The following is a 13,109-nucleotide window of genomic DNA, read 5'->3' as shown; positions in this document are numbered from 1 at the left end:
CGACAGAAAAGAAGGTAACCATCACAACTTATGTGACTTCAAAAGATGTCTCTAGCCTTAAACAGGGAGAGACCATCCGTTTCACTGCCTTGGATGAAAACAATAAGGAATTTGTTCTCACGTCTACCATTTCTAATATTGACAGCAATGCGACAAAGACCGAAAAAGGCAACTTCTTTAAAGTAGAAGCTGAAACGAGCTTAACGGATGAACAGGCTGAGAAATTGCGTTATGGTATTGAGGGGCGAGCGGTCGTGATTACAGGTCGCAAAACCTACTTCAATTACTATTTAGATCAATTCTTAAGAAGAGACTAGGTAAAATTATCTGCTTCATTAGGACATACAGAAAGGCTCCCTTAGCAACAAGGGAGCCTTTTGTGTGTTAGTACTAGGTCTTTGAGAAAAATAAATCTATCATTTCAACAATCCAAGAACTTCCATATTTAAACTTTGAACTCAAATCCCTAAGATGTTCCTGAATATCTGAAACGATTGAATTTCAAGTGTTACTTATGTTGGAATATCTAGATAAGGGGAGATTTTATTTTAGAAATATTAAAAACGCATACTATCAGGCATTCAAAAACCTTGATACTATGCGTTTTATCATGGAAAACTTTACTCAATGCAAGAGCACTCTCTATTTTTTACAGTAGGTATAAAAAAGCTAAGGTCAAGAGACTTGCTAGAAGGCCAACTCCCCAAAAGAAGAAGTCAACCTTCCACTCGCTCCAAGGATTGCCCTTGCCTGAGAATCCTCCAAGCTCAAAATGGTGATGGACAGGCGTCATACGGAAGATACGCTTCCCACCACTAAGTTTGAAGTAGGTAACCTGCATCATAACAGAGCTTGTCTCAAAGACATAGATAATCCCAATCAACAAAAGGGTCCATTCTTGGTGGAGAGCCATAGAAATAGCTGCTAGCATCCCACCAAGAGCCAAACTTCCCACATCTCCCATGAAGACCTTGGCAGGTTTGTGGTTAAAGACGAAGAAACCTAGCAAACCACCAATCATGGCAAGAATCACAAGAAGAATATCCAGTTGATTTTGCATATAAGCAATCACACCATAGGCCGACAAGCTAATCACCACTGAAATACTCGCTAAGCCGTCAATCCCGTCAGTCAGATTCACCGCATTTGAAAAGCCAACTAGCCAGAAGAGGGCAAAGAAAATATAGAAAATACCCAAATGAAGAGGATAGCCAAAAACTGAAAGCATATCGCCACCACGCTCATAAAAGAGGTAGAAAATCACTCCTCCAAGGAGCTGGAGAGCAAGCTTTTGCTTAGGATTCAAGCCTTCGTTAATCTTACGAAAGACCTTGAGGAAATCATCCAAAAAACCTACCAAACCATACAAAACCAAGATAAACAAAATCATGCCTACATTGTTGGTCAATTGTTGGCTAAAGAGAGCGACCAGAAAGCTCACAACTACTGCAACGATAAGGAAGACAAGACCTCCCATGGTTGGAGTCCCAGCTTTAGCTTGGTGTTGCTTGACATCCTCGTGCATCTGCTGACCCGTAATCTGCGCTTTTCGATAAAATCGGATAAAGGCTGGAATGCCAAGCAAGGTCAATAGAAAGGCTAGAATTCCAGCACTAATGGAACTAATCATCTTAATCTCCTAAAGTTACTTTCATTTTTTTAATGTCTTTGAGGGCTGTGTTGGCACGGACACTTTGTTTCTTGACTGTCTTACCGCTACCTTCCCACTCGACTTCTATATTCAGCCATTTGGCAAATATTTGCACATTTTCATCTGTCCAGCCATACATATCAGGCATTTCTTCGACCTTATCAGACAGGATCAAGATCTGCTGATTGGCTTCCAAATTATCTCCTTCAGAAACCGAGAGATCCTTGATCTTGGTTCCTGTTCCGATAACGATTGGTTGGACAAGGTTTCGGCGCAATTCTTCTGCTAGATCACCTGGGGTAAAGTCCTTGATGGCAGGCATAGCATAGCTTGTCGTCTTGCTGATCTGATCCAAGTTCTTGGCAGTTGACTGAAGATTGAGAGATTCTTTCATGGCAGAAGCTCGCTCAAGGATTGGATTGGCAAACTCCCCAAGTTGAATACCCGAATAATGCTCTGGTTGCTGCACCGTCACATAGAGGATAAAGTCAGGATTTTCTGCAGGATGCATCGACACAACAGAGAAGATATAGTTGGTTGAACCGGTAAGATAGCCGCCATTTTTCTCATCTGCAATCTGCGCTGTCCCTGATTTTAGGGCAACATTCTGACCTGGGACATTGACAGTTGCTTTTCCTGTACTATGATTGTACATAGTTCCATAAACAGGGTCTGTACCTACCATGACCATGTGGTCTCGCGTTGACGATGCTGCCGCTTTTGAGACGGGATTTCCGACGATTTCCTTTTGAGACTTACGGACAGACTGGTCATTTGGATCATAGAGGGCACTGATGAATTTCGGCTCCAACATAACCCCATCATTAGCAATAGCTGTAAAGGCCCGAAGCATCTGGGTTTGGGTGACAGATATCCCTTGTCCAAATGAACTCATGGCAATATTGACAATGTTATCAGCAGGTAATTGACCTGTGTACTCATCTGTCAAACCAAAACGGGTCGGTACCCCAAATTTGAAACGGTTGAGGTAGTCCAGCCAGGTTGCATCTCCCATCTTTTGCTCAAGCAAGGTCATTCCGATATTACTTGAGTGGGCAAATCCTTGAGAGAAGGTCATGGTGCCACCACTAGTCAAACCTTCATTGACATCCCAGTCTCGAATGGTCGCATCTGCTATTTTCAATTCACTACTATTGAAATATTCCCCTCCTGGGAAGGTGTTGTTATCAATGGCTGAAGCCAACATCATCACCTTCATAGTAGATCCTGGCTCATAGTTGCTTTGATAAAGGATATCACGCCAGACAAAATCTTTTGTAATGCCATCCTTGGTATCTGCATTGAAGGTCGGCCTTTGAGTCGTAGCGAGGATTTCCCCAGTCTTGGCGCTAACCAAGGTAGCCGTCATGTACTTGCCTTTTACCTTTTCTTGGAAGAGATCCATCTGGGTTTCCATAAAGGACTGCAAAGGACTGGAAATAGTCGTGTAGACATCTTTTCCATCTACCGTTTGTTGCGAGGCTTGTTCTGTTCCTGGAACAATATTTCCCAAGGGATCCTTTTCATAAGTAATGATTCCATCAGTCCCTGCAAGGATATTATTCAAGGAGCTTTCCATCCCTGATGTCCCAATTAAGCGTTTAGTGCCATCCTCATTTTCATGGAGTTGTGCGAGTCCAATAAAGGAAGAAGCAAACTGTCCATTGGGATAACTGCGATTAGGGCTAGTTGTAAAGTCAACCCCCTCGACACCAGCAGTTTTGAGGTCATTTTTAATAGCCATCATATTAGCATAGGTAATCCCATTTCCCTTAGTACCAAAGGATACCTGTTTTAAATCTGGCTGAGAAAGCTGCTCTTTGACATAAGACTCTTCCATATCTAGGTATTTATGGAAAATTTCAGCCACCTTATTAAATTGAGAATCCTCTACATAGAGGATTTTACCTGTTGCTGACTTGTAGGACTTGTCAATAACAGCATAGATATTATATGAAGTCGCATCTTCAGCAATGGGAACACCATTTCGATCGTAGATGGTTCCCCGTTTGGCTGGGATGGTCTTGGTTGTTTGGTGAACCTTTTTGGCCTCTTGGACCAAGTCCTTACCAAATTTACTACCCGTTCCGATAATAACCGCAAAGTTAACCAAAAAGACAGCGAAGAGTATGACAGCCAATAAACTCAGGCTTTTCCCTACTCTTCGGCGGTTTTCTTCTGGAGATTTGCGATTACGAACGGCATAACGGATGATTTTTTCTTTCCACTGTCTCATATCTTACTCCGCTGCTCGGATATTTTCGTTATTCAGCTGCAAATCCTTAGAATTTGCAATTTCTTTCAAACGTTCTGAACGAATTAATTCATTGACCTCTTGCTTGGCATCGTCAAGCTCTGTTTTCTTTTCTTCGATTTGAGCATTGACCTTGGTCAATTCATTCTGAACTTGTAATAGCTTGGTTTGCATAAACACAACGCTAATTGCTAGGATAATCATTGTTGCAGCAATCGAAACATAGAAGGCCTTTTCCACACGTGAAAAACCTTTAAACTTCGTTTGCAATAACTGGCTTGTTTTTTCGATTCTTTCTGCCATGTTTTTCCTCTTACTTGTGAATTTTTCTAGCCACGCGCAACTTGGCTGAATGCGAACGGTTGTTGGCTTCTAGCTCTTCTGCACTTGGCAAGATTGGCTTACGGGATACCAATTCCATCTTAGGCTTAAGATCGTCTGGAATGAAGGGCAAGCCTTTCGGAACTTCCACTGTTGAAGCTTCCTTGAACAGTTGTTTGGTCAAGCGGTCTTCCAAAGAATGGAAAGTAATGACTGAGATTCTACCATCCAGAGCCAGCATGTCCATGGCCTGCTGGATGGACTCATCTGCCGCTCCCAGCTCGTCATTGACTTCGATTCGGATAGCCTGAAAAATCTGCTTGGCAGGGTGCCCCTTCTTCTTGAGCTCCTTGGCAGGCTTGGCAGACTTGATAATCTCTGTCAGCTCAGTCGTCGTCTCGATTGGTTTCACTTCACGCGCTTGCTCAATCTTGCGGGCAATCTGTTTAGAAAACTTATCTTCGCCATACTTGAAAAAGATCCGAACCAAGTCATGATAGTCATAATGATTGACCACCTCATAGGCCGTCAGACTAGCTTCCTGATTCATGCGCATATCCAGTGGCGCATCTTTTTTATATGAAAAACCACGCTCACGCTGATCTAGCTGAGGACTGGACACTCCCAAGTCATAACAAATTCCATCAATTTCCTGGACACCAGCCTCCTGCAAACGTGCCTGCAAATGACGGAAGTTATCCTTGATAAAGGTTACCATCCCCTTTTCGATATAGGGTGCCAAACGTTTTTGCGCATTGTCAATGGCATTCTGGTCCTGGTCAAAGGCATAGAGATGCCCTTTTTCGCTCAATTTACTTAATAAATATTCGCTATGGCCCGCTCCGCCCAAGGTCGCATCAACGTAGATACCGTCAGGTTTCACGTCAAGCATATCAATCGTTTCATGAAGCAAGACCGTTACATGATGAAATTCTTTTGTCATATCTTATCTATTTTACCACAAATCTGACCAGCTTGCACTTGTCAGATAGTTCTGCCCTATTTTCTATAAATTCATACAGAAACTTCAACATTTTTATCAGCAAAATGGCGCTCTAGCCGATTTTTTCGACTACTACAGAGAGGCAGTATATGAAGTAAGACAAAAACTTCTGCAGTGAATAGAATTATTTCAACTTAACCTCCCAAGTCCAGTACACTTTGTCCCTTGAATATACAATATTCAGTGCACAATAAAAACTCATAAGATTTTCTAGTAAAATAGAATTGAACGAACTAGTTACGAAAGGAAATCTTATGAGCTCCCATCATTTTACCCTAGATGAGCGTGAAAGTATTCTCATTTACCATATGCAAGGCCTAAATTTTTCTCAAATTGCTAAGTTACTTCATCATCATCCGCTGTTGGGTGAAAATCATTACAATGGTTCTATTCAGTCCTTACTATGACTTTGCTAGACAACTTCGCTTTCGAATTTCTAGGTTCAGACTGTATCACTCCCAAACGCTAAAATCGTTCTTGATTGCTTTCTCATTGTCCAACACTTAAGCCATGCCACGAGTCGAGTTCGTGTGCAAATTATGAATCAATTTAACCGAAAATCTCACGAATACAAGGTTATCAAGCGCTACTGGAAGCTCATCCCATAAGATAGTCGGAAGCTAAGCGATTTTATACTTCTACTTTTTACATACACTTGACCAATAAAGAAATCTTAGGCAAACTCTTGAGCTACTCAGAAGACTTGAAGAAACATTATGTTCTCTATCAGCTCTTGCTTTTTTACTTTCAAAACAAGGATTCTGAGAATTTTTTCGGAATCATTGAAGATAATCTCAAGCAGGTTTATCCTCTATTTCAAACTATCTTTAAAACCCTCCTTAAGAATAAAGACAAGATTATCAACGCCCTTCAATTACCCTATTCCAACGCCAAATTGGAAGCAACCAATAATCTCATTAAACTCATCAAACACAATGCCTTGGTTTCCCTAACTTTGACAACTTTAAGAAACGAATTTTCATTGCTCTGAATATAAAAATGGAGAAGACAGCAATCGTCCTCCCCAGGTGTTAGCTGACTTCAATCTACTACAGTTGACAAAGAGCCTAAAAAGAGAAGACCAGATGGTCTTCTCTACGGGGGAACTAGAATGATAGAAAAGAATCAATCAAAGATTTTTTTAGTCTTTAAAATTCTTTTTGAAGATGATGAGAGACAAGACCGAAGTAATTGCTGCCAAGAAGAGGAAGGTGTTTCCTTCTTGTTCCCCAGTTTCTGGGAGTTGGTTTTCCTTTTCTTGTTTACTGTTTCTTGCAACAGGAGCTTTCTCATCTTTTGTTGGTGAATTATCTGTTACTACTGGAGCTGGTTTTTCAGGTTGAGCTGGTTTTTCAGGTTGAGCTGGTTTCTCCGGTTGAGCTGGTTTCTCAGGCTCAGCTGGTTTTTCAGGGTCAGCTGGTTTCTCCGGTTCAGCTGGTTTTTCTGGTTCAGCTGGTTTTTCTGGTTCAGCTGGTTTTTCAGGTTCAGCTGGTTTCTCAGGTTGAGCTGGTTTCTCCGGTTCAGCTGGTTTCTCAGGTTCAGCTGGTTTTTCAGGTTCAGCTGGTTTCTCTGGCTCAGCTGGTTTCTCCGGTTCAGCTGGTTTCTCTGGTTCAGCTGGTTTTTCAGGTTCAGCTGGTTTCTCAGGTTCAGCTGGTTTCTCAGGCTCAGCTGGTTTCTCTGGTTCAGCTGGTTTCTCTGGTTCAGCTGGTTTCTCTGGTTCAGCTGGTTTCTCTGGTTCAGCTGGTTTCTCAGGTTCAGCTGGTTTTTCAGGTTCAGCTGGTTTCTCAGGTTCAGCTGGTTTCTCAGGTTCAGCTGGTTTCTCAGGCTCAGCTGGTTTCTCAGGCTCAGCTGGTTTCTCAGGCTCAGCTGGTTTCTCTGGTTCAGCCGGTTTCTCTGGTTCAGCTGGTTTCTCTGGTTCAGCTGGTTTCTCTGGTTCAGCTGGTTTCTCAGGCTTAGCTGCTTCAAGCTTGTTAATTTGTTCAAGAGCGGATTCTAGCGCTTTATTAACTTCTTCTTGAGTCTTGGCCTCTTGAATTGCAGCGATTGCTTGGTTTGCAAGTTCAATTAATTTCTTCTTAGCTTCATTGTTAGTTCCAAGCTCACCGACTTTTTTCTCGATGGCTTCTGTCAAGCTAGCCATGGCCTTATTGTATTCGATTTCCGGCTGTTTCAGTTCAGCAGGCTGTTCTGGACTAGGTTCTTCGCCAGGTTTTTGGTAGTTTTCGTCCTTGCTGAGAATATCTTGCAAAGTACTTACTGTCAACATAACATCCTGAGCATCTACAGTTTCAGCGCTGAGTTGGTTTCTCAATTTGTCTAGATTTGCTTGGAAAGCTTGGCGTGCAGCAGGTGTATTTTTCAATCCTGTTGGGTCAAAGTTAGCCAAATCGTCCTTCCATTTAGTGATGGATTGGAGAAGCTCTTCTTTGCTGTAGAGTTCGCTTCCTTCACCACGAGTGATGAATTGATCCACCTGAATACCGATGTTTCGAGACAAATCGTTTCGATCAGGATCTAGTTGAAGGGTGACTGCGTGCAAGTTTTCATCAAGACCTTTTAGGCTAACCAGAGTTTGATTGCCTTGGCGTTGGGCAGCGTGACCGCTAAAGTATTTCTTGCCATCAATAGTCGAAGAATTTCCCATGCCATCTTGGTAAGGAACTTCTTTACCATCTAAGAAGACCTTGTAGATACCGTGACCTGGATCTACAAATCCCTTGATGTCAAGTCCAGTACCGTAGAAGTAAGCTGTTACAGTTGTCTTTTTCTTTTGCTCGTCAGTTAAGCGACCAAAGGAAGCCCAAGACTCCGTCTTTTGGTATTTGTCTGCGGAATTGGTTTCGTGGTTCCAGCCAGGACTGTAATCCAACTGACTAGCTTGGTCATCATAACTTGTTTGATCCTTAATTAGCAATTCAGCCTTCATCACCTGAATCGTTGCATCGGTAGCAAAACCGAGCAAGGCACCATCAGAAACAGAAGTGAGCTTGGCTTTGAAGTCAAAGACAGAGTCGGCTTGTTCTGTAAAGTCAATCGTTGGGATGGTAACAGTCTTTTCTGTTTCTCCATCTTCAAAAGTCACATCTTGAGTTGTATCTTGGTAAACCTTACCGTGAACTCCAGTTCCAGGTTCCGTAATGAATCGAACAGTAGCAGTTCCCTTGCTTCCACCAACACGTCTAATTTTAACAGTGACTGGCTTTCCTTTTTCGACTTCGTAGTTAGTAGACTCGAGTTCAAACATCCCTTTGCTATCATTGTTTAGGGTGTAAATCCCTTCTGTAGCAATTGGTTCACCTGTTTTGTTCACGAGGGTAATAGTGTGTTGGCCAGGTGCTAAATCGCCTGTTTCAAAGACTTTTTGACTACGTTTACGGCTAGCATTCTTAGTTTGCACATCCGCAACTTTTTGGCCATCAACGTAGACGGACATTTCTCCATGACCTGGGTCGACTGTAGAGACGACATAGGCCTTGGTTCCTGTGAAGGTATAGCTTACTTTGGCGTCTTTTTGATTGGTCCACATAGAAGTGCCACGAACACCTTCAGATTCATGGTACCAAGTTGTACCGGCTGTATCCGCTGTTGTATTTGAGTGGTATTCAAGTCCAAGTGGGTAGCCGTCTGTCTTTTCGATACTACTTGGCGTTTTGTAGACAGAGAAGTTGTTCAAGATTGGTGTAGCTTGTGCTCCTGTGATGGTCACACGAATTTTTTGTGCCTCTACAGGCTTGCCTTGAATCAAGCGACGGTAACCAACCGTTGAACCTTCCCCGTAAGTCACCCAGCGTCCGTTGATTTCAACTTCAATCTTGAAACCAGAGATACGTTGACCTTTGGCGATGTCTTCTTTGAGTTCGACAACGTCAAAACGTCTCTTTTGCCCTAAATCGACTGTGAAACTACCAGTTGTAGCATCATTTGAGAGCGCCCAGCTCGTATCATCTTTACCATCAGTCAGGTGACTTTCTTTGTAGAGGTGGTTCTGACGAGTAGAACTTGCTGTTACAGTGGCACCTTTGGCAAAGTCAGTCGCATACATTTGGTCTAGAGTTGCCTTGAACTCCTTCAAGCGAGCCACATCCGCATCTGCAAATTTCCCTTCTTTATTTGGTGGAATATTGAGAAGGAGTGGGGTTCCACGACCAACAGACTTGAAGTAGATGTCCATCAGCTCTTTGAGTGATTTCGGCTGTTGATTGTCATGGTAGAACCAGCCAGAACGGATCGAAACGTCGGCTTCCCCTACAGAGTACATATCACCATCTGGGTCACCGTGGTTGAGGTATTCGTTTTTCACATCGTCTGTGATATTGGCCTTTTTGACTTTATGCCAGACAGGGTCACCTGCGATACCACGTTCATTTCCGATCCAGCGAACGCTTGTCGGTTGAGCAGAGAAGATGGCGATATCTCCTTCAGCTTCTTTGATGTATTTGAACCATTCATCAAAAGTGTAGGTTACTTTTTGGGCACCGCTACCACGCGCACCGTCCATCCAAACTTCGATGAATTTGCCTTTATTTCCGTATTTCGAATTTCCAAGGATTTCTTTCAGTTGGTTGAGATAGTATTGGTTGTATTCTTTTTCGGTTGCAACATGGTATTTTGGATGGTTGGCATCCCATGGTGACAAGTAAACACCCATATTCATATCGTACTTGCTAGCAGACTTGGAAACTTCTTCGAGAAGGTCACCCTTTCCATCTTTCCATGGGCTAGCAGCTACGGTATGGTTGGTGTACTTAGATGGGTAAGCAACGAAACCGTCGTGGTGTTTAACCACCATAATAGTTCGTTTGAAGCCCGTTTCCTTCAGAGTGCGAATCCACTGGTCAGTATCCAAGTTGGTTGGATTGAAGTATCGAGGGTCTTCTTTTCCATTTCCCCACTCGGAATTAGTATAAGTGTTCATTCCGTAGTGAATGAAGGCCGCCAATTCTTCCTTGTGGTAATCGAGTTGGGCCTTGCTTGGAAGAGGTCCATGATTGCCAATCTCAGTTTCTTTATCTTCTGGATGAGCAACTGGAGGAGTCGCAGTCGTTGGATTGGATGTATCAGCGATTGGTTCGTATTCAAAGACGACTTCATTCACACCTTTATGCTGGATGGTTGCTTCCAAACTAGCCTTGACTGGACGGTATCCAGCAATGTCTTTTGCATGGAAGGTGTTGACAAAGGAAACATCGTACTCTTGACCGTCATTGTTATCAACTGTCGCCTCAGCTAGTTCAGAAGTTGTTCCTTTTTGACGGTAGTAAACTTTGAAAGAGCCTTTGTTGACTTTATAGACTACCTTGATGACACGGGTTCCAGGAGCTGTCTTGCTAACGACATTGTGGTTCCACTCATCTTTTAGTTGTTGATTGATTGCTACACCATCGATAGAAACAATTTGATATTTTTCTAGATTTTGCTTGTAGAATTCGGTTGGAGTGATTGCTTTCTTGAAATCATAGTCAAAGCCAGTTCCCACTTCTGTTTTGTCTAAGAAAGTATCATTTTCTTTGACTGTATTGCCTGCTTCATCCACGTGCTGGATAAGGACGCGTCCGTAATCAATTCCCTTGACTAGAGTAGCGACACCGCTCTCATCAAAGGAGTACTGATTTTCTCCGATGACAGCTGTCTTATTTCTAAGCATTTCACCTTCGGGTGTAAAGTAATAACGTTTGCCATTATCACCTTGATACCAGCCCTTGACACCATATTTTGCAATGAGTTCTTTAACCCATTTGAGTTGTTCAGGAGAGAGGACAAGTCCACCACCAAAGCGGTCTTTCTCAGGGACACCGCTGTCAACAGTTCCGTGTTGGTGTACGCCGATGACTTTTCCATCACCATTGATAAGTCCACCACCAGACAAACCAGACACAGAAGTTGTTTGGTAAGTGATGCCAGTAGCTCCCTTGTCATCATAAGGATCAACGGATTTTACCTTGCCGTCAGCTTTATAGAGTTGGCCAGCTACGATAGGTTGCTTGAGTTCTTTCGAACTAGAGTCAGTTGGATAGCCAATCGTGCTGACAGGATCCCCTGCTTTGTAAGTCTTATGCTCAGCGAGTGGCACAAAAGTTGCTGCTTTATTTGGGCTTGCAATTTGTACAGGGACAGGCGCTACAACTGCTGCCAAGTCATTCTGATATCCCTTGCTAAACTCTTCTTTATTCCAGAAGTGGATATCTTTCTCTTGAAAGAGTGTGGTATTTCCTGAATTTGGCTGAGAATTCTTAACGGGAGCGTTGGATCCTAGATTGTAGTAGAAACGTGCTGAGTTTCCACCACGAACGTTCCCATCTTTATCTAAAAAGTTATGAGCAACTGTCAAGAAAACGTTAGGCGCGACAAAAATACCAGACCCAGAAACGATGTATCGTTGAGTTCCACCATTATAAATGCTGTAGACCATAGTGGCAGCAGTTGCAGGTTGCCCCTCGTATTGAATATGCTTGAGGTCCAAACCACCGTTAATAATAGCACGATTATCTTTTTGAGCGTTTTCTTCTTCCGTTGATTTCAAAATACTTTTTGATTCAACTTGAGGACTTTCAGCCTTTTCGACAGTAGCTGAAGTTTTAAGAGGTTTGACGTCGGTGTCAGGATATGCTTGATCGTGAATTTCTTCAGGGAGCAGATCAGCCTTACTTGTATCAGTAGGAGCTTCTTCTTTTTCTAATTGCTGTGCTGCTGGCTGGTTGAGATTTTCTTTCTTCTCGGGTTCAACTTTGTTTTCTTCTAGATTGGAAACCTGCTCAATTTTACTCTCAAGGTTTGATTTTCCATCGGGAAGATTTTCATCAGCTAGAGCAGTTCCTGAAGCAAAAAATGCTAGTCCAACCATGACCGAGGCAACTCCAACGGTCAGTTTCCGAATGCTAAAAGTTTGCCCTTTTTCAAAGAGGTATCGATTCATAATATACTCCTAGTTTTTATCAAGGCAGTCAGCTACTGCCAGAGCCCAAGTTGAACTTGGTAACAATCTACTTCTGCTCTCAAACGAGAGACAAATAATCTCAGTTTTTATTTACTCTATCCAACCTCCCGCGGTATAAAGCGCTTTCATTTTAAGATAAAAAATTTAAAAAGCCATTTTATCCCTTAAAATAGCCAAAATCCTTAATATAAAAAATATACTAAATTATTTTAAAAAATGCAAGAGTAAAAACTAAAAAAATAAACAGAAATTAAAGAAAATAATTTACTTTTTAAAGAAAAATCCGACCTTTCATTTGGTTTTAGAAATGAAAGGTCGGATTGAAAAGAGGTTAGAGCAGATTTTCAATAGACTCTTGGAGGTTCTGGGGAGCTGTTTTGGAGGAAAAGCGCTCAAGGACTTGCCCATCTCGACCAATGAGAAATTTAGCGAAATTCCATTCAATTCGTTTTCCTAGAGGACCAGATTTCTGATCTTTCAACCATACATAGAGAGGGTCTGCTTCCTTGCCGTTGACCTTGACCTTGGCAAAACGTGGAAAAGTAGTTTGATAATGTAGACTACAGAAGGCGTTGATTTCCTCTGCGCTACCCGGAGCTTGCCCCATAAATTGATTGCAAGGGAAATCTAAGATTTCAAAGCCCTGATCGTGATAGCGGTCATAAAGTTCCTGTAATCCTTGATACTGGGGGGTTAAACCACAGCCCGTAGCAGTATTGACAACCAAGAGAACGTTACCACGATAGGTATCCAGAGAAATCATCTGATTATCTTGGTCTAATACGGAAAAATCGTATATACTTGTCATGAGGACCTCTTTTCTTTTTCTACATTGTAACAATTTTTACTATTTTCGTCGAGTCGGATGGGAGAGGTTGTTGAAAAATACACAATTGTTAATAAATCAGCATAAAATGATGACCCTTTTATAAAGCATGGTATAATA

7 protein-coding genes and 2 pseudogenes are annotated in these 13,109 nt (G+C 42.3%); 3 read left to right on the top strand and 6 right to left on the bottom strand.

The features are described 5' to 3' along the window. Positions 1 to 317 (top strand): HlyD family efflux transporter periplasmic adaptor subunit (locus DF216_RS07330; protein ID WP_129326419.1); only part of this gene is annotated, 317 nt, incomplete at its 5' end. Positions 318 to 649: 332 nt separating this feature from the next. On the opposite strand, the gene mraY is transcribed toward DF216_RS07330, so the two are convergent. The 4 genes from mraY to rsmH are packed head-to-tail and all read right to left on the bottom strand — an operon-like array spanning position 650 to position 5,169. Further along, entirely contained in the window at positions 650 to 1,630 is a 981-nt protein-coding gene (mraY, locus tag DF216_RS07325; protein ID WP_129326418.1) for a phospho-N-acetylmuramoyl-pentapeptide-transferase, read from the bottom strand. 1 nt (position 1,631) lies between these two features. After that, the gene (gene pbp2x / locus DF216_RS07320; RefSeq protein ID WP_129326417.1) at positions 1,632 to 3,887 is read right to left on the bottom strand and encodes a penicillin-binding protein PBP2X; all 2,256 of its coding nucleotides are present in this window, start codon (positions 3,885 to 3,887) and stop codon (positions 1,632 to 1,634) included. A 3-nt stretch (positions 3,888 to 3,890) separates the two neighbouring features. Continuing rightward, positions 3,891 to 4,208, bottom strand: a complete 318-nt coding sequence (ftsL, locus tag DF216_RS07315; RefSeq protein ID WP_000840795.1) for a cell division protein FtsL — start codon at positions 4,206 to 4,208, stop codon at positions 3,891 to 3,893. 10 nt (positions 4,209 to 4,218) lie between these two features. Further along, positions 4,219 to 5,169, bottom strand: a complete 951-nt coding sequence (gene rsmH, locus DF216_RS07310) for a 16S rRNA (cytosine(1402)-N(4))-methyltransferase RsmH (RefSeq protein ID WP_129326416.1) — start codon at positions 5,167 to 5,169, stop codon at positions 4,219 to 4,221. A 314-nt stretch (positions 5,170 to 5,483) separates the two neighbouring features. Between rsmH and DF216_RS11050 the strand changes: the two are divergent. Further along, a pseudogene (locus tag DF216_RS11050) lies at positions 5,484 to 5,588 on the top strand (helix-turn-helix domain-containing protein); the annotation flags it as partial. Next, positions 5,587 to 6,264 (top strand): annotated as a pseudogene (locus DF216_RS07300) (transposase); the annotation flags it as partial. The pseudogenes DF216_RS11050 and DF216_RS07300, both read left to right, overlap by 2 nt. Before the next feature lie 106 nt (positions 6,265 to 6,370). Here DF216_RS07300 and DF216_RS07295 read toward each other — a convergent pair. Together DF216_RS07295 and DF216_RS07290 are read right to left on the bottom strand one after the other, a co-directional pair. Then, a complete protein-coding gene (locus DF216_RS07295) occupies positions 6,371 to 12,142 on the bottom strand; it encodes an alpha-L-fucosidase (protein WP_129326415.1) in 5,772 nt (1,923 codons plus the stop codon). A gap of 352 nt (positions 12,143 to 12,494) precedes the next feature. Further along, the gene (locus tag DF216_RS07290) at positions 12,495 to 12,971 is read right to left on the bottom strand and encodes a glutathione peroxidase (protein WP_061454395.1); all 477 of its coding nucleotides are present in this window, start codon (positions 12,969 to 12,971) and stop codon (positions 12,495 to 12,497) included. Positions 12,972 to 13,109: the final 138 nt, after the last annotated feature.

This window comes from Streptococcus oralis, assembly GCF_004127215.1.
Taxonomy (GTDB): domain Bacteria; phylum Bacillota; class Bacilli; order Lactobacillales; family Streptococcaceae; genus Streptococcus; species Streptococcus oralis_BD.
Note: the sequence above shows the minus strand (reverse complement) of the source record. Positions and strands in the feature narration are given on the sequence as shown.

What these genes read in the sequence shown, in the direction of transcription:
- rsmH (WP_129326416.1), bottom strand. Translation starts at nt 5,169, where the DNA reads ATGACAAAAGAATTTCATCATGTAACGGTCTTGCTTCATGAAACGATT.
- pbp2x (WP_129326417.1), bottom strand. Translation starts at nt 3,887, where the DNA reads ATGAGACAGTGGAAAGAAAAAATCATCCGTTATGCCGTTCGTAATCGC.
- DF216_RS07295 (WP_129326415.1), bottom strand. Translation starts at nt 12,142, where the DNA reads ATGAATCGATACCTCTTTGAAAAAGGGCAAACTTTTAGCATTCGGAAA.
- DF216_RS07290 (WP_061454395.1), bottom strand. Translation starts at nt 12,971, where the DNA reads ATGACAAGTATATACGATTTTTCCGTATTAGACCAAGATAATCAGATG.
- mraY (WP_129326418.1), bottom strand. Translation starts at nt 1,630, where the DNA reads ATGATTAGTTCCATTAGTGCTGGAATTCTAGCCTTTCTATTGACCTTG.
- ftsL (WP_000840795.1), bottom strand. Translation starts at nt 4,208, where the DNA reads ATGGCAGAAAGAATCGAAAAAACAAGCCAGTTATTGCAAACGAAGTTT.